15 protein-coding genes are annotated in these 20,008 nt (G+C 75.1%); 13 read left to right on the plus strand and 2 right to left on the minus strand.

Translation table 11 applies throughout. The features are described from left to right. Window positions 1-1,262 precede the first annotated feature (1,262 nt). The 13 genes from AC1C2W_RS18765 (at window position 1,263) to AC1C2W_RS18825 (ending at window position 18,030) form a co-directional block, all read left to right on the plus strand. Window positions 1,263-2,150 (plus strand): hypothetical protein, encoded by an 888-nt coding sequence (locus tag AC1C2W_RS18765; protein ID WP_495413981.1) that lies wholly within the window; start codon window positions 1,263-1,265, stop codon window positions 2,148-2,150. After that, window positions 2,147-3,160: an HAD-IIA family hydrolase gene (locus tag AC1C2W_RS18770; RefSeq protein WP_495391192.1), complete on the plus strand. Its 1,014-nt coding sequence runs from the start codon at window positions 2,147-2,149 to the stop codon at window positions 3,158-3,160. The genes AC1C2W_RS18765 and AC1C2W_RS18770 overlap by 4 nt, the downstream gene beginning before the upstream one ends. A gap of 170 nt (window positions 3,161-3,330) precedes the next feature. After that, complete coding sequence (locus tag AC1C2W_RS18775) at window positions 3,331-3,573, plus strand: hypothetical protein (protein WP_495413982.1); 243 nt, start codon at window positions 3,331-3,333, stop codon at window positions 3,571-3,573. A gap of 14 nt (window positions 3,574-3,587) precedes the next feature. Next, complete coding sequence (locus tag AC1C2W_RS18780) at window positions 3,588-4,472, plus strand: TlyA family RNA methyltransferase (protein ID WP_495413983.1); 885 nt, start codon at window positions 3,588-3,590, stop codon at window positions 4,470-4,472. Further along, window positions 4,469-5,488, plus strand: a complete 1,020-nt coding sequence (locus AC1C2W_RS18785) for an NAD kinase (protein WP_495391195.1) — start codon at window positions 4,469-4,471, stop codon at window positions 5,486-5,488. The genes AC1C2W_RS18780 and AC1C2W_RS18785 overlap by 4 nt, the downstream gene beginning before the upstream one ends. Next, window positions 5,489-7,258: a DNA repair protein RecN gene (recN, locus tag AC1C2W_RS18790; RefSeq protein WP_495391196.1), complete on the plus strand. Its 1,770-nt coding sequence runs from the start codon at window positions 5,489-5,491 to the stop codon at window positions 7,256-7,258. A 5-nt stretch (window positions 7,259-7,263) separates the two neighbouring features. Continuing rightward, window positions 7,264-8,457, plus strand: coding sequence for a putative cytokinetic ring protein SteA (gene steA / locus AC1C2W_RS18795; protein WP_495391197.1), 1,194 nt, complete (start codon window positions 7,264-7,266; stop codon window positions 8,455-8,457). Between the two features lie 68 nt (window positions 8,458-8,525). Further along, the gene (locus AC1C2W_RS18800; protein ID WP_495413984.1) at window positions 8,526-9,518 is read left to right on the plus strand and encodes a copper transporter; all 993 of its coding nucleotides are present in this window, start codon (window positions 8,526-8,528) and stop codon (window positions 9,516-9,518) included. Beyond that, a complete protein-coding gene (locus AC1C2W_RS18805) occupies window positions 9,518-10,384 on the plus strand; it encodes a hypothetical protein (RefSeq protein WP_495391199.1) in 867 nt (288 codons plus the stop codon). Before AC1C2W_RS18800 ends, AC1C2W_RS18805 begins: the two co-directional genes overlap by 1 nt. A 5-nt stretch (window positions 10,385-10,389) precedes the next feature. Then, on the plus strand, window positions 10,390-12,000 hold the full coding sequence (murJ, locus tag AC1C2W_RS18810) for a murein biosynthesis integral membrane protein MurJ (RefSeq protein ID WP_495391262.1): 1,611 nt from the start codon (window positions 10,390-10,392) through the stop codon (window positions 11,998-12,000). 111 nt (window positions 12,001-12,111) lie between these two features. After that, window positions 12,112-13,800, plus strand: coding sequence for a CTP synthase (gene pyrG, locus AC1C2W_RS18815; protein WP_495391200.1), 1,689 nt, complete (start codon window positions 12,112-12,114; stop codon window positions 13,798-13,800). Window positions 13,801-13,928: 128 nt separating this feature from the next. Further along, window positions 13,929-14,519, plus strand: coding sequence for an NUDIX domain-containing protein (locus tag AC1C2W_RS18820; RefSeq protein WP_495414023.1), 591 nt, complete (start codon window positions 13,929-13,931; stop codon window positions 14,517-14,519). Between the two features lie 64 nt (window positions 14,520-14,583). Further along, window positions 14,584-18,030 (plus strand): ATP-binding protein, encoded by a 3,447-nt coding sequence (locus AC1C2W_RS18825; RefSeq protein ID WP_495413985.1) that lies wholly within the window; start codon window positions 14,584-14,586, stop codon window positions 18,028-18,030. On the opposite strand, the gene AC1C2W_RS18830 is transcribed toward AC1C2W_RS18825, so the two are convergent. After that, complete coding sequence (locus AC1C2W_RS18830) at window positions 18,012-18,863, minus strand: ABC transporter permease (protein WP_495413986.1); 852 nt, start codon at window positions 18,861-18,863, stop codon at window positions 18,012-18,014. The two genes, AC1C2W_RS18825 and AC1C2W_RS18830, sit on opposite strands and share 19 nt — an antisense overlap. Next, window positions 18,860-19,861 carry an ATP-binding cassette domain-containing protein gene (locus AC1C2W_RS18835; RefSeq protein WP_495413987.1) on the minus strand — a complete coding sequence of 334 codons (1,002 nt, stop codon included), beginning with the start codon at window positions 19,859-19,861 and terminating at the stop codon, window positions 18,860-18,862. The genes AC1C2W_RS18830 and AC1C2W_RS18835 overlap by 4 nt, the downstream gene beginning before the upstream one ends. Window positions 19,862-20,008: the final 147 nt, after the last annotated feature.

Consider the following 20,008-nt stretch of genomic DNA (forward strand, 5'->3'; position numbering starts at 1 on the left):
TGGTACTGCCCTCGAGAGGGGGTGGGAGAGTAGGACGCCGCCGGACATCTATTCACGAGAGGCCCACCCCTGACCCGGGGTGGGCCTTTCGCATGTCCGGAGTTCGGTACTGCGGTGGATGCGTTGGAGGAGATGAGCTACGCGCGGTCCGTGTGCGGAGGGACCGGCCGAGGCGCGGGCTGGCTCGCGTCCGGTAGTGCGTCCTCTCACACCGGTGACCGAGCACGACGCCGTCCTGGAGGACGGTGGCGTGGGAGAATACGGCTTGTGTCGGCGTCGGAAGGAACACCGTGAACGATTCACCACGGGACAAGAGCAAGGGCGGTACCGGCGATCGCTCGTCGTCGTCCCGTGGCGGGAATCCCCGTTCGGGAGCGCGCGACGGGAGCCGCGGTGCGTCGGGGTCTGCAGCGGGGGCCCGCCCCAGGAGCGGGGAGGCTCCGAAGGGGCGGGGCAGCGGGGTTGCCGGCCGACGGGATCAGGACGACCGGGCTCAGTCGCCCCGGGGCGGGCGGTCCGCGGAGCGGGGTCCCGCTCGGTCTGACCGGGGTCCTGCTCGGTCTGACCAGGGTGCTGCTCGCAGCGACCGGGGTCGCGGATCGGACGACCGGGCGCGGGAGTACCGCAGGCCTGATGAGCGGCAGCGCGACGACCATGGTCGCTCCGACTATCGCCGGCGGGACGACCAGGGTCGACCTGACGACCGCCGGCGGGACGACCAGGGTCGACCTGACGACCGGCGGCGGGACGACCGTGGACGTGCAGGCGGGGGACCGTCGACGTCTGGCGGGTACCGGGACGGTGGCCGGCGGCAGGACTCGTCGCGCGGATCCGGCTCGGCGTCCGGACGTCCGGAGGGCCGTGAAGCGAGGTACCGCGGCGGGCCCGAGGGCGGTCGTTCCGGTGAGCGCCGGCCCAGCGAAGGGCGCGTGGGGAACGACCGCCGCGATTCGCCGGACGGTCGACGCGACGCGGGCGACGGCCGCGACCGGTTCGAGGGGCAGCGGGACCGGCGCGACAGCCGGGAGCGGACGAGCGCCCCGCGCGACGACCGTCGTGACTCGCGGGAGCGGCCCGACGGCCGCAGCGACGGTTTCCGGGGTTCTGCACCTCGTGGGCCGCGCGGGGCGGAGAGCACGACGGCACGCCGGCCCGCGGGCGGCGGGGCCCGCGGTGGAGCCGCAGCGCGCGGGACGCAGTCCGCGCCGACGTCCGACCGTCGGCCGCGGGTCGCGGAGCCGGAGATCGACGAGGACGTGACGATGGGACAGCTCGGGCGCGACGTCCGCGGCCGTCTGCGCGGGCTGACCAAGGAGAACGCCGAGCGGATCGGGCTGCACCTGGTGATGGCCGGGCGGCTCCTCGACACCGACCCGGAGAAGGCCTACGAGCACGCGCAGGCTGCGGTGCGGCGAGGCGGGCGCGTGGACGTGGTGCGCGAGGCTGCCGGTATCGCGGCGTACCGCACGGCGCGGTTCGCGGAGGCGCTGCGCGAGCTGCGCACCGTACGCCGGCTGAACGGGTCGTCGGAGCACCTGCCGCTCATGGCCGACGCCGAGCGCGGGCTGGGCCGCCCGGAGCGTGCCCTTGCCCTGGCAGCGAGCGAGGAGGCGAGGACCCTCGACGCAGACGGGCGCACGGAGCTCGCGATCGTGGCGAGCGGCGCACGGGCTGACCTCGGCGAGTACGCCGCGGCACTGGCGGTCCTCGACCGCATCCCCGCGGCGGAGCGCCGCGGGGACCTGGGGCTGCGCGTGCTCCAGGCGCGCGCCTTCGCGTTGGAGGCCGCAGGGCGCACCGCCGAGGCGACCGAGATCCTGGCCGGGGTGGACCCTGCGGCGCTCGAGCGCGCGTCCGGCGTCCCCGAGGACGACGACGAGGTCGTGGTCTACGACACGTACGACGACGAGCTCGCGGAGGCCGAGACTCCCGAGGCGGGGGACGACGCCGGCAGCATGGACGACGCCGCGCCAGGGACGGGTGCCGGGGCCGAGCCCACGGCCGGTGAGGTTCCGGAGGACGCGGACACCGAGGAGGCATCGAGCACCGAGGAGGCATCGAGCACCGACGAGGCCACGGACGCGGTCGAGCCCGAGGGGGAGCCGGCCGACGAGGGGGCGAGCGTCTCCGACGATCGAGACGCGGTATGACGGCGACGCTCCAGGGCTGCTCCGGCCCGCTCGCGGCGGCACACGACCTCGCGCTGGTGGACCTGGACGGGGTCGCGTACCGCGGCCATCTGCCGATCCCGCACGCGTCGGAGAGCCTGGCCGCGGCGCGGGAGACAGGGATGCGCCTCGTCTTCGTCACGAACAACGCCTCCCGCGAGCCCGAGGAGGTGGCCGACCAGCTCACGGGTCTGGCCATCCCCACGGCTGCGGACGAGGTCATGACGGCTGCGCAGGCCTGCGCGGCGTTGCTGCGGACCCGCCTCGCACCCGGGGCGCGTGTCCTCGTGGTGGGCGGCGCGGGCCTGCGGACGGCGGTCGCCAGGGCCGGCCTGACCGTCGTGGACTCCGCAGACGACGACCCGGCGGCGGTAGCCCAGGGCTACGCCACGGGCCTCGCGTGGAGCGACCTGGCCGAGGCCGCATACGCGGTCGCGGGCGGCGCCTGGCACGTGGCGAGCAACCTGGACCTCTCACTCCCGACGGCGCGCGGGTTCGCGCCCGGGAACGGTGCCCTGGTGGGAGCCGTCGTGGCCGCGACGGGCGTGCAGCCCGACAGCGCGGGCAAGCCGTCGCCGACCATGTACCGGCTGGCGGTGGACCGGGCGGGCGCCGAGCACCCGCTGGTGATCGGCGACCGCCTCGACACCGACCTGGCGGGCGCGCGCTCGGGCGGGTACCCGGGGCTGCACGTGCTCACGGGCGTCTCATCGGCCCGCGACGCCGTGCTGGCGGAGCCCGCGCTGCGCCCGGACTTCCTGGGCGGCGACCTGCGTGCGCTGCTCGAGCCGCACCCCCTGCCCGTCCGTGACGGGGAGGGCTGGTGGACCTGCACGGACCGCGCGGCGCGGGTCACCGACGGGCGCCTGGAGCTGGACCGACAGGGACCGGCCGGGATCGACGTCGTCCGGTCCGCGTGCGCGGCCGCGTGGGCCGCCGCCGACACCGGTGCCTCCGTGGATCCTGACTCCGTCCCGGAGCTGCGGGCCTGACACCGGCCCCGCGGCCTGCGGGTCGGCTGTGGGTCGTGCGCGGTGACGTCGCCGGCAGCAGGTAGCGTGGACCCGGACCTCGGCCGGCGGCGTCCGCGTCGCCTGGACCGGCGGTCCCCGTGCATTTCGCACCGTGCGAACCCGCGACCCGCGAGCGACAGGGAGGGACGATGACGCAGGACTCGGCGCTGCCCGACGCGACGTCCGACCACCCCGAGGGTCCCGATGGCCCGGCCCACGACGAAGGTCTTGAGGGCCTCGAGGGGCTCGACGAGGTCCCCGTGAGCGAGCACGTGGCCCGGTTCACGCAGGTCCACGACGCCCTGCGCGCCCGCCTCGACGGGCAGCCGGACCAGGAGCCGGACCAGGAGCCGGGGAGCGGCGCCGGGCCGCACGCGGGATCGGCGCGTTGATGCCGGCTGTGCGCGTGGACACGGAGCTCGTCCGCCGTGGCCTGGCCCGGTCGCGACGGCAGGCCGCGGAGCTGATCGGCTCGGGCCGGGTGCGCCTCGGCGACCGGGCCGTCACCAAGGCATCCGTGCCGGTTCCTGCCGGGACGCTCGTGACAGTGCTCGACGACCCGAACGACGCGGGGTACGCCTCGCGCGCGGGAGGGAAGCTGGCCGGCGCCCTCGACGCACTCGATGCCGACCCGGAGGGCCGTGCGCTGGTGCGTGCGATCGACGGCGGGTGGTGCCTCGACGTCGGCGCGTCCACCGGCGGCTTCACCGACGTCCTCCTGCGGCGCGGCGCGCGCCGCGTGGTCGCGCTCGACGTCGGGCACGGGCAGCTGGTCCCGTCGCTGCGGGAGGACCCGCGGGTCACCGTGGTGGAGGGCTTCAACCTGCGCGACCTGACACCTGCGGACCTCGAGCACGCCCCGGACGTCGTCGTGGGCGACCTGTCGTTCATCTCGCTGGCGCTGGTGCTCGGGCCGCTCGCGGCGGTCCTCGCACCCGAGGGGCATGCGCTGCTGCTGGTCAAGCCCCAGTTCGAGGTGGGGCGCGAGCGGCTGGGCACCGGCGGCGTCGTGCGCGACCCGGGCCTGCACGTCGACGCCGTGCGCACGGTGGTGCAGGCGGCGGCGGGGCGCGGCCTCGTGGCACGCGCGGTGGTGCCGAGCCCGCTGCCCGGTCCCAGCGGCAACCGGGAGTACTTCTGCTGGTTCCGCCCGGCGGGTGCCGACCGGGACCGGCTCGCCCCGGGCGACGCCGCCACCCCCGCCGCGACCGAGGCGGTGGCCTGGCAACCCGCCGGACCGGACGCGCCGCCGTCGACCCCACCCGTCCTGCCGATCGGAGGAACATCGTGAGCCGCCGAGTCCTCATCGTCACCCACGGCGGCCGACCGGAGGCCGTGGCGGCGCTGTCCGAGGCCGTGCGCGAGCTCACGGCCGCGGGCTTCGAGGTGGCGCTGCACGACGACGACCTGGCCGAGTCCTTCGGGGACCACATGGCCGCGGCCCGGGCACGAGAAGGCGTCACCGAGTCCGAGGCCGTCATGGTGCTCGGGGGCGACGGCACCATCCTGCGCGCCGCCGAGCTCACGCACGGCACCGGGGTGCCGCTGCTGGGCGTCAACCTCGGTCACGTGGGTTTTCTCGCGGAGAGCGAGCGCGACGACCTGCGGCACGCGGTGCGTCGGCTCGCCGCGCGCGACTACGAGGTCGAGGAGCGCGCGGTCGTCGACGTCGCGGTCCACCTGCCGGGCGAGGACGCGCCCCGTACCGGGTGGGCGCTGAACGAGGCCACGGTCGAGAAGGCGCGGCGCGAGCGCATGATCGAGGTGGGCATCGCCGTCGACGGCCGCCCGCTCTCCTCGTTCGGGTGCGACGGAGTGGTGATGTCCACGGCCACCGGGTCGACGGCGCACGCCTTCTCGGCGGGCGGGCCGGTGATGTGGCCGGAGGTGGACGGGGTGCTCCTGGTGCCGCTCTCCGCCCACGCGCTGTTCGCGCGGCCGCTGGTCATCGGGCCGCGCTCCACGTACACGGTGAAGGTGCTGGAGCGCAGCCCGGTCGCGGGCGTCCTGACGTGCGACGGGCGACGACGGATCGACCTGCCGGTCGGGTCCAGGGTCGAGGTGCGGCGGGGCGCGCTGCCGCTGCGCTTCGCGCGGCTCTCGCCGGCGCCGTTCACCGAACGGCTGGTGTCCAAGTTCTCGCTGCCCGTGGTGGGCTGGCGGGAGCTGGCCGCCAAGCGGCCGGATCACCGTGGCCCGGACGAGACCGGCCCGGACAAGACCGGCCCGGACGAGACCGGCCCGGACGAGACTGGCCCGGACGTGCCCGGGCCGACGGGTGCGCCCGAGCACGAGAAGGAGGCATAGGTGCTCGAGGAGATCGCGATCGAGAACCTGGGCGTGATCCGCGCCGCCCGGGTGCCGCTGTCCGACGGCCTGACGGTGATCACCGGCGAGACCGGCGCCGGCAAGACGATGGTCCTCACCGGGCTGGGCCTGCTCATGGGTGGCAAGGCGGACGCCGCAGTCGTGCGGCCCGGTGCCGACGGCGCCGTCGTCGAGGGGCGGCTGCGCGTCGCCGCCCACCCCGCGGTGGTGCGGCGGGTCGACGAGGCGGGCGGCGAGGTCGACGACGACGGCACCGTGGTGGTGCTGCGCACCGTCGCGGCCGTCGGCCGCTCGCGGGCGCACCTCGGTGGCCGCGGCGTCCCGCAGGGCGTCCTGGCCGAGATCGCGGACGACCTCGTGACCGTGCACGGCCAGGCCGACCAGCTGCGCCTGCGCACGGCGGCGAAGCAGCGCGAGGCGTTGGACACCTTCGCGGGACCGGAGCACCAGGACCGGCTCGACGCGTACCGCGCCGCGTGGACGGAGCGGGCGGGCCTGCTGTCGGAGATCGCCGACCTCACGGCGCGCGGCGCCGAGCGGGCCCGCGAGGGGGAGCTGCTGCGCCTCGGCCTCGCCGAGGTGGAGCGGGTCGATCCCCGGCCCGGGGAGGACGCGGAGCTCACCGCGCTCGTCGGGAGGCTGGGCAACGCGGAGGGACTGCGCGTCGCCGCGCAGCAGGCGCACGACGCGGTTGCGGGCGACGACGTGGAGTCGGAGGGCAGCGCGGTCGAGGCGGTGGAGCGGGCGCGCCGTGCGCTCGAGGCGGCCGCGCACGACGACCCGGCGCTCGGGGGGCACGCGACGCGTCTGGCGGAGGCGGGCTACCTCCTCGCCGACGTCGCGACCGACCTGTCCGCCTACGTCGACGACCTGCAGGCCGACCCGGCCGGTCTCGAGACCACGCACGCGCGGCTGGCCGAGCTCAACACCCTCACCCGCAGTTACGGGGAGACCATCGACGACGTGCTCCAGTGGGCGAGCGACGCGGGCCTGCGTCTCCTCGACCTCGACGACGGCGGCGAGCGGCTGGCGTCCATGCGCGAGCGCACCGCCGAGCTCGACGCCGAGCTCGGCGCGGCGGGGGAGACCCTCTCGGCCGGGCGACGGTCCGCGGCCGAGGCGCTCGCGGAGGCGGTGACGCAGGAGCTGGCCGGCCTCGCGATGCGTGGCTCGCGGCTCGTCGTGGAGGTCGCGCCCGCCGAGGAGCCCGGCCCGTGGGGCGCCGACCAGGTGTCGTTCCAGCTCGAACCGCACCCCGGCGCCCCGGCCCGCCCGCTGGGCAAGGGCGCATCCGGCGGCGAGCTATCCCGCGTGATGCTGGCCGTCGAGGTGGCGCTCGCGACGGCGCGGCTGGACGCCGGCACCAACGGTCGGCCGGGCGCCCCGCTGCCCACGTTCGTCTTCGACGAGGTCGACGCCGGCGTGGGTGGACGTGCCGCGGTCGAGGTCGGCCGGCGGCTGGCGACGCTCGCCCGCAGCACCCAGGTCGTCGTCGTGACCCACCTCGCGCAGGTGGCGGCCTTCGCGGACACGCACCTGGTGGTCACGAAGTCGTCCACCGGCACCGGCACCGGCGTAGCCGGAGACGGTCCGGACGGAGGCGACGGGGTGACCGTGACCGGTGTGCAGGAGGTCACGAACGAGGGCCGCGTGCGCGAGCTCGCGCGGATGCTCTCGGGGCAGGAGGAGTCCGCGACCGCTCGCCAGCACGCGGTCGAGCTCCTGGAGTCCTCCACCGTGGGACGATAGGGGCGATGAGAATGATCCTGCGCAAGTCCGTGCGTGCGCCCGACGCCGGTGACGACGGACCCGAGGTGTCCGGGCTTGCCCGTGTGAGTACGCGGACCAAGGACCTGACCAAGAAGCTGCGGCCCGGCGACGTGGCCGTCATCGATCACGTGGACATCGACCGGGTCGCGGCCGACGCCCTGGTGAGGGTCAACCCCGCGGCGGTGCTGAACGCGTCCCGCTCGACGTCGGGCCGGTACCCCAACGCCGGGCCGGGCATCCTGGTCGACGCGGGGATCACCCTGGTGGACGACCTGGGACCGGCGGTGATGTCGCTGCCCGACGGCGCGTCCGTCACGATCGACGGCGGCGCGGTCCGCGTCGACGGCACGACCGTCGCCGAGGGCGTTCGCCAGACCCAGGCCACCGTCGCGGCCGACACGGCCGAGGCGCGCGAGGGCCTGTCCGCGGAGATCGAGAACTTCGCCGAGAACACCATGACGTACCTGCGCCGCGAGCGGGACCTCCTGCTCGACGGCGTGGGGGTGCCGGACGTGCGGACGCAGTTCGACGGCCGGCACGTCCTGATCGTCGTGCGCGGGTACCACTACCGCGAGGACCTGGCGATGCTGCGGTCGTACATCGCGGAGAACCGCCCCGTCCTCGTGGGCGTCGACGGCGGCGCCGACGCGATCATCGACGCGGGCTGGAAGCCCGACATGATCGTGGGTGACATGGACTCCGTCTCGGACCGCGCGCTGTCCTCCGGCGCGGAGATCGTGGTGCACGCCTACCGCGACGGGTCGGCACCGGGCCTCGAGCGCGTGGAGGCGCTCGGCGTCGAGCCGGTCGTCTTCCCGGCGACGGGCACCAGCGAGGACATCGCCATGCTGCTGGCCGACGACAAGGGCGCCGAGCTGATCGTCGCCGTCGGCACCCACGCCACCCTCGTGGAGTTCCTCGACAAGGGGCGCGCGGGGATGGCCAGCACCTTCCTCACCCGGCTGCGGGTGGGCGGCAAGCTCGTGGACGCCAAGGGCGTGTCCCGGCTGTACCGCACCCGCATCTCCAACCTGCAGCTCACGCTGCTGTCCCTGGCGGGCGTCGCTGCCGTCGTCGCCGCGCTGTTGTCCACCTCCGCCGGGCAGACGTTCTTCGGGCTCGTCGGTGCGCGGATCGACGACCTCGTCTCGTGGGTGGGTAGCCTCTTCGGCGGCTGACGCCGTTCCCGACCCCTCGGCACGCCGCCCGCCCGTCCCGTCCCGACCCGAAGGAACCTCCGCCGACCGTGATCGACTTCAGGTACCACCTCGTCTCGCTGATCTCCGTGTTCCTCGCCCTCGCGGTGGGCATCATCCTCGGTGCAGGCCCGCTGCAGGGTGCCATCGGCGACCAGCTCACCGACCAGGTCGACGCGCTGCGCACGGAGCGCAACACGCTGCGCGAGGAGCTCGGGGAGGCACAGATCATCGCCCAGGAGCAGCGCCGCTTCGTCGACAGCGCCGGCGACCAGCTCGTCGCCGGCTCGCTGGCCGGCAAGCGCGTCGCCGTCGTCGAGGTCGACGAGGTGAGCGACGGCGCCGAGCAGGCCGTGCTCGACCAGATCGAGGGCGCCGACGGGACGGTCGTCGCGCAGGAGCGGCTCACCGGGTCCTGGACGTCGGCGGAGGAGCTGTCGCTGCGCGAGACCGTCGCGGGCGGGCTGCGCGACCAGCTGCCGGCCGACCTCGTCGACGGGGTGATCGACGACGAGTCCGGGACCGCCGAGCTGCTCGCGGCATCGCTCTCGGTCGCGCTCACCGACGCCGACCCCACGCAGCCCGACGCGTTCAGCGAGGCGGCGACCGAGCAACAGCACCTGCTGGAGCAGGTCGGGCTCGTGGAGGCCATCGCGGAGCCCTCAGCCCCGGCCGACGCGATCCTGCTGCTCTCGGGCGGCGGCACCGGCGACGAGGAGGAGACCGGCGACGCCGATCCGGCCGAGACAGGGGTGGGCGCCCTCACGACGCTCGCGGGTACGTCCGCCGAGATCGTCGGGACCGCCGTGCTGGCCGGCCCGACGACGCAGGACGGCGACCTGGTGTCGGCGATCCGGTCCGACGACCGGCTGGCCGACCTGGTGAGCACCGTCAGCGGGGTGGAGCAGACGACCGGCCAGATCGTGGTGCCGCTCGCGATCGCGGCGCAGGAGGCCGGCACCGTGGACCAGTACGGCTTCGAGGACGGGGCCTCGGTGCTCCCGCCCGTGGTCGAGCAGGGCGAGACGCAGGGGGACGGCTGATGGGCGCGGGCCTCGGCGCGCTGCTGCGCGCCGCCGTCGTCGGGGCGGCCGGGACCACGCTGGCCCGCCGCGCCCTCGAGACCGACCCGCCCGGCGGCGCCGCCCGCTGGACGCGCACGAACCACCGCGGCGAACCGGTCAGCATGCTCGAGGGCCCTGCGGTCGCCGCCGGGCTGGTCGCGGGCACCCTCGCGGCGGGGGGCGGGCGCGAGCGTGCCGGCGCCGTCGTCGCCACGGCGGGTGCGGCGGCCTTCGGGCTCGTGGACGATCTCGCGGAAGACACGAGCACTCGGGTCAAGGGGCTGCGCGGCCACCTGGGCGCCCTCGCCGAGGGGCGGCTCACGACCGGCGGGCTCAAGGTGCTGGGCATCGGCGCCACCGCGCTGGTCGGCGCGGCGATCGGCACGCGGCGCCGTTCCGCCGGGCCCGGCGGCGCCGCGGGGCACCTGCTGGACGTCGCCGTGAACGGCGCGCTGATGGCCGGCACGGCCAACCTGCTCAACCTGCTCGACCTGAGGCCGGGTCGCGCCCTCAAGGCCTCCGCGGCGCTCAGCCTGCCCGTCTCGTGCGGGTCTGCGGGCGCGGCGAGCGGGGCGATCGCGGGGGCCGCGGCCGGCGCCGCCGCCGGGGACCTCGACGAGCGCGACATGCTGGGCGACGGCGGGGCGAACGCGTTGGGCGCGCTCGTCGGCGCGCAGTGGGCCTTCGGGGCCCCGCGCGCTGTCCGGGTCGCCGCCCTGGCGTCGGTCGTCGGGCTCACGCTGGCGTCCGAGCGGGTGAGCTTCTCGGCCGTCATCGACCGCACGCCGTGGCTGCGCCGCGCGGACTCGTGGGGGCGACGCCAGGACGCACCGACGGAGTCGTGACGGGCATGACGTCGCGCTCGGGCGGGCTGCGGGCCGCGACCCAGACGCTCGCGGGCGCCGCCGTGATGATCACCGTCGTCACGGTGGCGAGCCGGCTGGTCGGGTTCGCGCGGTCCCTGGTGCAATCGGGCGCGGTGGGCACCGAAGGCATCGGCGCGGCCTACCAGGCGGCCAACCTCCTGCCCAACGTGCTCTTCGAGGTGGCCGCCGGCGGGGCTCTCGCAGGTTCCGTGGTGCCTTTGCTCGCCGGTCCGATCGTGCGGCGCGCGGGGACGGAGGTCTCACGGATCGCGTCGGCCATGCTCGGCTGGACGCTCGCCGTCCTCGTTCCCCTCGGCGGCCTGCTCGCGCTCCTCGCGTACCCGATCGCGCTCGTCCTGTGGCCCGAGAACCCCGAGCTCGTCGACGTCACGGCCACGTTCGTGCGCGTGTTCGCGCTCCAGGTGCCGCTGTACGGGGTCGCGGTGGTGCTGGGCGGCGTGCTCCAGGCGCACAAGCGCTTCTTCTGGCAGGCGTTCTCGCCGCTGCTGTCCAGCCTCGCGGTCATCGCCGTGTTCCTCGTGTTCGCAAGATTCGCCGACGGCGACCAGGCGGACGTGGCCGCGCTGTCCGGCGAGGCGATCGCGTGGCTGGGCTGGGGGACCACCGCGGGCGTCGCGGTCCTCGCGCTGCCGCTCGTCTCCCCGGTGCTGCGCGCCGGCGTGCGGCTCCGCCCGACGTTGCGCTTCCCCGGCGGGGAGGGCACGCGCGCCCGGAAGCTCGCGTTCGCCGGCGTCGGTGCGCTCGTCGCCCAGCAGCTGTCGGTGCTCGCCATGCTCGGGGCGTCGTCGCGGTTCGGCCCGGAGTCGACCTTCGCGACCTACTGGTTCGCGCAGCAGGTGTACCTCCTGCCCTACGCGGTGCTCGCGTTCCCGCTCGCGACCAGCACGTTCCCCCGGCTCGCGGAGCACGTGGCGCACGATCGTCACGACGCCTTCCGGCGCCTCCTCGCCACCACGACGCGGACGCTCCTCGTCGTCGCCGGCGTGGGGGTCGCCGCCCTGGTGGCGGCGTCCGGGGCGGTCGAGGTGGTGTTCACCGGGATCGCGACTGGATCCGTCGCCGGGCTGGGCGTCGCGGTCGCCTGGATGGCTCCGGGGATCGTCGGCTTCTCGTTGATCCTGCACCTGTCGCGTGCGCTCTACACGATCGATCGGCAGCGCGCCGCGGTGGCCGTGACGGTGGCGGGCTGGGCCGTCGTGGCGGTGGCGGCGTTCGCCCTGCCCGCCCTGACCGGCGCCCGCGACCAGCCGGGCGTGCTCATGCTGCTGGGCCTGGCCACCTCGCTGGGCATGACGGTGGCGGGGGCGGGCCTGCTCCTGGCGGTCGGGAGGCTCGCCGGCCGGGAGGCGGTGCGGGGCGTGCCGCGCACGCTGGCGGTGATCGTCGCGGCGACCGCGCTCGGCGCCTGGGTGGGATCCCTGGTCTCGGGGGCGCTGCTGCCCCCGGACGCGGGGATCCCCGCGGCGCTCGGCGTCGGGGCCCTCGCCGCGCTCGTCGCCGGCGTCGTCGTGGTCGGAGGATCCCTGCTCGCCGATCGCTCCGCCGTGCTGGGGATCGTGCGACGGGGGAAGTAGACGGAGCGTCCGGCGACGTCCGCCGCACGGGACCGTTCGCATGCGAGACGTGAGAAGGCGCACCGTGCGGTTCGCGTGCCGTCGTCGGTGCCGCTGATAGCATGGAGTTCCGTGGCCGACACCGCGAACAGACCCCAGCCCCGTTCCTCCAGCCGCTCTGGTGCGACGCACCAGACCAGGCACATTTTCGTGACGGGTGGTGTGGCCTCGTCGCTCGGCAAGGGACTCACCGCCTCCTCGTTGGGGCGCCTGCTGCGCTCCCGAGGCCTGCGCGTCACCATGCAGAAGCTCGACCCGTACCTCAACGTGGACCCGGGCACCATGAACCCGTTCCAGCACGGCGAGGTGTTCGTCACCGAGGACGGTGCCGAGACCGACCTCGACATCGGCCACTACGAGCGCTTCCTCGACGTCGAGCTCCCGGCCTCCTCGAACGTCACCACCGGCCAGGTGTACTCCCGCGTCATCGCCAGGGAGCGCCGCGGCGAGTACCTGGGCGACACGGTGCAGGTGATCCCGCACATCACCGACGAGATCAAGTCGCGGATGCGCGACCAGGCGGGCCCCGACGTCGACGTGATCATCACCGAGATCGGCGGCACCGTCGGCGACATCGAGTCGCAGCCGTTCCTCGAGGCGGCACGCCAGGTGCGCCACGAGCTCGGGCGTGACGACTGCTTCTTCCTGCACGTCTCGCTCGTGCCGTACATCGGCCCGTCGGGCGAGCTGAAGACCAAGCCCACCCAGCACTCCGTCGCCGCGCTGCGCTCCATCGGCATCCAGCCCGACGCGATCGTGCTGCGTTCCGACCGCGAGGTGCCCGAGAGCATCAAGCGCAAGATCGCCCTCATGTGCGACGTCGACAACGAGGCCGTGATCAACTGCGCCGACGCGCCGTCGATCTACGACATCCCGCGAGTCATCCACACCGAGGGCCTCGACGCCTACGTGGTGCGCCGCCTCGACCTGCCGTTCCACGACGTCGACTGGGACGGCTGGAACCTGCTGCTCGAGCGCGTGCACGAGCCGGAGCACCACATCGAGATCGCGCTCGTGGGAAAGTACATCGACCTGCCGGACGCCTACCTCTCCGTGACCGAGGCCCTGCGGGCCGGCGGGTTCGACAACGACGCCAAGGTCGGGATCCGCTGGGTCGCGGCTGACGACTGCCGGACGCCGGAGGGCGCGCAGGAGGCGCTCGAGGGCGTCGACGCGGTGCTCGTCCCGGGCGGCTTCGGCGTGCGGGGCATCGACGGCAAGGTCGGCGCGCTGCGGTGGGCGAGGGAGAACCTCGTCCCGACGCTCGGCATCTGCCTCGGCCTGCAGTCGATGGTCATCGAATACGCCCGCAACGTGCTCGGCCTGGCCGACGCGTCGTCGACCGAGTTCGACCCGGACAGCGCCCACCCGGTCATCGCGACCATGGCGGAGCAGCTCGCCATCGTGGGCGGCCAGGGAGATCTGGGCGGCACCATGCGGCTCGGCGCCTACGACGCGCTCCTGGGCGCCGGCTCGGTCGTCGCGAAGACGTACGGGAGCGAGCACGCCTCGGAGCGCCACCGGCACCGGTACGAGGTCAACAACTCCTACCGTGCGCAGCTCGAGGAGGCGGGGCTGGTCATCTCGGGCACCTCGCCCGACGCGAAGCTGGTCGAGTTCGTCGAGCTGCCGGCCGACGTGCACCCGTACTACGTGAGCACGCAGGCACACCCGGAGTTCAAGTCGCGCCCGACCCGCTCGCACCCGCTGTTCTCGGGCCTGGTCGCGGCGGCGCTCGTCCGCCAGGGCGCGCAGGCGTGACGGGGCCGGTCCCCGAGCCCGCCGACCAGCTCGACGACCAGCTCGACGACCACGTCGACGACCAGCTCGACGACCAGCTCGACGACCACGTCGACGAGCTCGTCGCCGACGAGGTCGCACCGCGTCCCGTGCTGGGGCACGAGCTGCTGCACCACGGCCGGATCTTCGACCTGGTGCGCGACGACGTCGACCTCGGGGACGCGGGCACGGTGACGCGCGACTACCTCGTGCACCCGGGCGCCGTGGCGATCGTCGCGCTCGACGACGACGACCGCGTGCTCCTGCTGCGCCAGTACCGCCACCCCGTGCGGTCGCAGATGTGGGAGGTTCCGGCCGGGCTGCTCGACGTCGACGGCGAGCCCGCCGTCGACGCCGCGGCGCGCGAGCTCGCCGAGGAGGCAGACGCGACCGCCTCGCGGTGGGCCGTCCTCGCGGACTACACGACGTCCCCCGGCAGCAGCGACGAGGCGGTCCGCATCTTCCTGGCCCGCGGCCTGGGCGAGGTGTCGGCGGAGGCCCGCCACACCCGCACCGGTGAGGAGGCCGGGATCGAGCTGCGGCGCGTCCCGCTGGACGAGGCCGTGGCGCTGGTCCTGGACGGCAGCCTGCACAACCCGTCGGCGGTCGTGGGGATCCTTGCGGCGGCCGCGAGCCGCGCCGGCGGCTGGGAGTCGCTGCGCCCGGCCGCCGCCCCGTGGCCCTCGCGGCACGGCGGGTGACCTGCGGGTAGGCTCCACAGACGTGCGTGACGCCCGCCGGTCTCCCGGTCCTGACGACAGCGCCGTGAGCGACGCCGCGTCGACGTCGGCCGTGGCCGCGGTGCGGGTGCCGGCGGTGCGGGTGCTCGGCCCGGTGCGTGTCGCGGGGCCGGACGGCGCTGGGTCTGACGGCGCTGGGCCGGCCAATGCGGGGTCGGACCGTGCGGTGCGCGCGCCCCGGGGCGCGCGGTCGGCCGCGTTGGTGGTGCTGCTCGCGCTGGCCGGGCACTCCGGGGTCCCGACGACCGCGCTGGTCGAACGGCTCTGGCAGGGTACGCTGCCCGCCGACCCCCGGGCAGCGCTGCAGAACCTCGTCTCGCGGCTGCGCTCGGTGGCGGGTCGCGACGCCGTGCGCGCGACCGAGGCCGGGTATGCGTTGGGGGTCACCTCCGACCTGGACCTCGTGCGCGACCGATTGGCCGTCGCGCGCCGGGCGCTCGTCGCGGGGGACGCTCCCGCGGCGTCGGCCGCGGCCGACGAGGCCCTGGCGCAATGGTCGGGGGCGCCCGGGGGAGACCTCGAGGGCGGCGACCTCGAGGGCGTGGCCCGGGAGCTCCGGGCGGCGGCGGAGCGCTGGCACGCCGAGCTGCGGGTGGTGCGCCGGGACGCCGCCGAGGCGGCCGGCGAGCACGCCGTCGTCGCGGAGCTGGCCGGCGCGGACCTCGCCGCCGATCCCGTGGACGAGGACGCGGCCCGCGCGCTCATGGGCGCGCTCGACGGTCTGGGGCGCCGCGCGGAGGCGCTGCGCGTCTACACCCGGCTCCGGTCGGTGCTCGTGCGCGAGCTCGGCAGCGAGCCCGGCCCGGCGACGGCGGCACTCTACGAGTGCCTCGCCGCCGCCGGCGAGCACCCGGGCCCCGACGACGTGGCTCCCTCCGCGTCGAACCCGTCGCGCCCGGGACCCGATGCCGGCCGAGGTCGGCCGTCGACGCCCGGCGGTCTCGCCCGCGGCCTGCGGAGCTACACCACGGCTCTGCTCGGCCGGGAGGCCGACGTCCGCGCCGTGCGGGACGCGCTGGGCGCGGCCCGCCTGGTGACGATCCTGGGCCCGGGTGGCCTGGGCAAGACGCGGCTCGCGCAGGAGGTCGCCCGACGGGCCGTGGACGACACCGGGCTCGTGACCGTGGTGGAGCTGGTCGGGGTGCGCTCCGACGAGGACGTCGTCCTGGCGCTCGCGGACGCCCTGGGAGTCGCCCCGGGCGCTGGCACCCTGCGGCTTGCCGACCGGCTCCAGGCCGGAGACCTGGCGAGCCAGGTGGCCGCCAGGCTGCGGGACGCGGACGCGCTGGTGGTCCTGGACAACTGCGAGCACGTCGTGGAGGGCGCCGCCCGGTGGGCAGGGACGCTGCTGGGCGTGTCGCCGCGGCTGCGGGTGGTCGCCACCAGCCGGACCCCGCTGCTGCTCGACGAGGAGGCCACGTACGTGCCGGCCCCGCTGGGCTCCGACCCCGGCGACGAGGACGGCGGGCCAGCCGTGCGCCTGTTCGTCGAGCGGGCCCGTGCCGTGCGCCCCGACGCCCTGCTCGAGCGCGAGGCGGTGGCCAGGCTCTGCGAGCGGCTCGACGGCCTGCCGCTGGCGATCGAGCTCGCGGCGGCGCGCGTGCGCACCCTGAGCGTCGCGGAGGTCGAGGCCAGGCTCGTCGAGCGCTTCGCCCTCCTGAGGGTGCACGACCGCTCTGTGCCGGATCGGCATCGCACGCTCGAGGCGGTGCTCGACTGGAGCTGGAACCTGCTCACCACGGATCAGCAGACCCTGTGGCGCCGGGCCGCGGTGCTCCCGGACGGCTTCTCGGCGGACGCAGCGCGGGCCCTGCTACCGGACGTGCCCGGGTGGCAGGTGGACGACGACGTCGCCGCGCTCGTGCTGCAGTCCCTCGTGCGGGTCGAGGAGGCCGACGGCGCCGCGCGCTATCGCATGGTCGAGACCGTGCGTGAGTTCGGGCTGCTGCGCCTCGCGGCCGCCCGTGAGGAGACGGTCGCGGACGACGCGGTGCTCGGGTGGTCGTCGACCGTCGCGCGACGGTGCGCCTCGCGCATGTTGTCACCCGAGCAGCGCGAGGCCGTGGCCGAGCTCGGCCGCGAGCAGGAGAACCTCCTGTTCGCCGTGCGTCGCGCCATCGACCTGCGACGGCGGGACGTCGTCGTGCACGGCTTCGTCGCGCTCCTCGGCAGCTGGGCGGTCCGCGGGGCCGAGGATCGAGTGCTGGGCCTGGTCCCCGTGGTGCTGGACTCGCTCGTCGGCTGGGAGGTCCAGGACCAGGACGCGGACGCCACGGCGATCGCGCTCGAGGTGATCGCCGCGTCGTCGATCTTCGGGCTCCCCGGCGCGGCGGCCCGGCCGCTGGGGCGCCTGCGCCGGCTCCTGCGGACGAGCCGCGCCGTCGGGTCGCGCACCCGTGCGCTCTCCGGCCTCGTCCTCGCACGGTCACCAGAGGAGGCCGCCGGCGTCCTCACGCGGCTGCAGGGGTCCGACGACGGGTACACCGCACTGATCGGGTACATGTTCGAGGCTCAGCAGCGGGAGAACGACGGCGAGCTCGCCCGGGGCGTCGAGCTCGCCGTCGCGGCGCACGAGGTCGCGCTGCGCCTCGACGACGTCGCGGCCACCGCGATGACCGCGATGGTGGTCGCGTCGTTCGTCGCCGAGTGCGGGGATGCTGCGGACGCGTTGCGCTGGGTGGCGGCGGCGAGGGACAGGGTGGGCGCGATCGGCGCCGAGGAGATACTGCGGCAGGTCGAGTGGATCGAGCTGAGCGCGTCGCTGACGCTCGGGGATGCCCGGACCGCCGAGGGCGTCCTGGCGTCCATGGCCGCCTCGCTCGGCGGGCGGCAGGGGTCGAGGCCGTCCGAGACGGCCGCGGTGGTCGAGCTCGGGCGGGGCGAGCTGGCGTGGTCGCGGGGGGACCGCGACGTGGCGCTCGCACACCTGACGCAGGCGGTCGAGTCGTTCGGCCCCGGCCAGCCGCGAGGAGACGCCGCGCCGTGGTTCCTGATGCTGGCGTCGTCCACGCTCGTGCGACGGGTGCTGGCCGGCGTCGACGGCGACGGCGGACTCGTGCGCCGCATCGTCGACGTGGGCCGCGGCGTGCGGGGCGCGGGGCGCGGATACGTCGACCGCCCGGTGATGGCGACCTCGTCGGTCGGCGTCGCGTTCTGGGCGTGCATGGCCGTCGGGCCGGCGGGCATCGTCGCGGCCGGGCGCGTCGCGGCCGGGGCGGAGCTCCTGGCACTCGCGGACCGGCTCGGCGCGCGTCAGGACCTGCCGTCCCTGCGGCGGGGACCACTGCGGGACGCCGTGACGGCGTCGGGCGCCGACGCTGCCGACGCCCTGGCGGACGCGGACCGCCGGGTCGCGGCCCTGGCACCCGACGAGCTGGTCGGGCGCGCGGACGTGCTCCTGGCCCGCCTCGCGCAGGAGGCCGACCAGGAGCACGGCGGGACGGACGGGCCGGTTCAGGCCTTCTTCATGTAGCTGCGCACGGCCAGCGGGGCGAAGATCGCCACCACCGCGGCGCAGCTGAGCAGCGCGATCCCGACCTGGCCGGTCACGGAGCCGGTGCCGGCCAGGTCTCGCACGGCGGTCACCAGGTGCGACACCGGGTTGACGTTGACGAAGCCCTGCAGCCAGCCGGGCATCGTGTCGACGGGCACGAAGGCGTTGGACAGGAAGGTCAGCGGAAAGAGGATCAGGAACGAGATGCCCTGCACCGACGACGCGGACCGCCCGATGACGCCGAAGAACGCGAAGATCCAGCTCAGCGACCAGGCGCAGACGATGACGAGCAGGCCGGCGAGCAGCACGCCGCCCACCCCGCCGCCCGGGCGCCAGCCCATGACCAGGCCCATGACGATCGTCAGGGTCGTGGCGATGAGGTAGCGGATCAGGTCGGCGACGAGGGCGCCGGCGAGCGGGGCGATGCGGGCGATGGGCAGGGACCGGAACCGGTCGAACACGCCCTTGTCCATGTCCTCGCGCAGCTGGGTGCCGGTGACGGCCGACGCCGTGATGACGGTCTGCACGAGGATGCCGGGGATGATGACCGGCAGGTAGGCCGCGATGCTGCCGGAGATGGCGCCGCCGAAGATGTACGTGAACATCAGCGTGAAGATGATCGGCTGGATCGTGACGTCGATGAGCTGCTCGGGGGTGCGCCGGATCTTGATGAGCCCGCGCCGTGCCATGGCCAGCGAGTCGGAGACGGCCTGCCCGAGGCCGACGCGGTTGCGGAGCGTGCGTTCGGCACCGGGGACGATGCGCCCGCCGGGCGGGGTGGGCGCCGTGGGGACGGAGGTGAGCGTGGTCATGCGGAGATCTCCTCGAGCTCGGGGGAGCCGGCGGCGGCCCGGTCGGTCGTGGACTGGTCGGTCGCGTTGTGGCCGGTCAGGGTCAGGAACACCTCGTCGAGGGTCGGCTTGTCCATCGACAGTCCGTCGAGGTCGACGCCGGCGGTGCGCAGGTGGACCAACAGGTCCGTGACGCGGGCCGGGTCGGCGACGGGCACGGTGAGCCGGCGCGCCTCCGAGGACGGGGTGGCGGGGACACCGAGGACGTCCCGGACGGCCTCGAGGGCGGTGGGGGAGTCCTCGGGGCGTACGAGGGTGAGCTGCAGGGACTGCTGGCCCACGGACGACTTGAGCTCGTCGCCCGTGCCCTCGGCGACCACCCGTCCGCGGTCGATCACGGCGATGCGGTCGGCGAGCTGGTCGGCCTCGTCGAGGTACTGCGTGGTGAGCAGGACGGTGGAGCCCGTCGCGACCAGGCGGCGGATGGTCTCCCACATCTGCGCGCGGGTGCGCGGGTCGAGGCCCGTGGTGGGCTCGTCCAGGAACAGCAGGGGCGGCTGGGCGATGAGGCTTGCCGCCAGGTCGAGCCGGCGGCGCATGCCCCCGGAGAAGTTCTTCAGCGGCCGCGACGCGGCGTCGGTGAGGTTGAACTCCTCGAGCAGGTCGCGGGTGCGGCGTGTGGCGGCCGCACCGCGCACCCCGTTGAGGCGGCAGAACAGCACGAGGTTCTCGGTCGCGCTGAGCGTCTCGTCCACGGAGGCGTACTGGCCGGTCACGCCGATGAGCTGGCGCACGACGAACGGCTCGCGCGAGACGTCGTGGCCGAAGATCGTGGCCGTGCCGGCGTCGGGGCGCAGCAGCGTCGCAAGCATGCTGATCGTGGTGGTCTTCCCGGCGCCGTTGGGGCCGAGGACGCCGTAGACGGTGCCGGTGGCGACGGAGAGGTCGACACCGTCCACGGCGCGGTTGTCGCCGAAGGTCTTGACGAGGCCGTGGGCCTCGATCGCGGTGGTGGTCATGACCTCACCGTGCGCGTCGCCGCTCCCAGCCGGCTGTCACGGCGCTGTCACACGCTCGCCCGCCACCGTCACGGTGCCGGGACCCCCGCTGCGCCTCACGGAGAGGACCCCCCGGGGCCGATTCCGGCATCATCCGTCAACCAGGGT

Source organism: Isoptericola sp. Y581, assembly GCF_059445475.1.

Bases quoted from the DNA above. Each gene is read 5' to 3' on its own strand.
- AC1C2W_RS18765 (WP_495413981.1), top strand. From the start codon at position 1,263: ATGGGACAGCTCGGGCGCGACGTCCGCGGCCGTCTGCGCGGGCTGACC.
- AC1C2W_RS18770 (WP_495391192.1), top strand. From the start codon at position 2,147: ATGACGGCGACGCTCCAGGGCTGCTCCGGCCCGCTCGCGGCGGCACAC.
- AC1C2W_RS18775 (WP_495413982.1), top strand. From the start codon at position 3,331: ATGACGCAGGACTCGGCGCTGCCCGACGCGACGTCCGACCACCCCGAG.
- steA (WP_495391197.1), top strand. From the start codon at position 7,264: ATGAGAATGATCCTGCGCAAGTCCGTGCGTGCGCCCGACGCCGGTGAC.
- AC1C2W_RS18805 (WP_495391199.1), top strand. From the start codon at position 9,518: ATGGGCGCGGGCCTCGGCGCGCTGCTGCGCGCCGCCGTCGTCGGGGCG.
- murJ (WP_495391262.1), top strand. From the start codon at position 10,390: ATGACGTCGCGCTCGGGCGGGCTGCGGGCCGCGACCCAGACGCTCGCG.
- AC1C2W_RS18830 (WP_495413986.1), bottom strand. From the start codon at position 18,863: ATGACCACGCTCACCTCCGTCCCCACGGCGCCCACCCCGCCCGGCGGG.
- AC1C2W_RS18835 (WP_495413987.1), bottom strand. From the start codon at position 19,861: ATGACCACCACCGCGATCGAGGCCCACGGCCTCGTCAAGACCTTCGGC.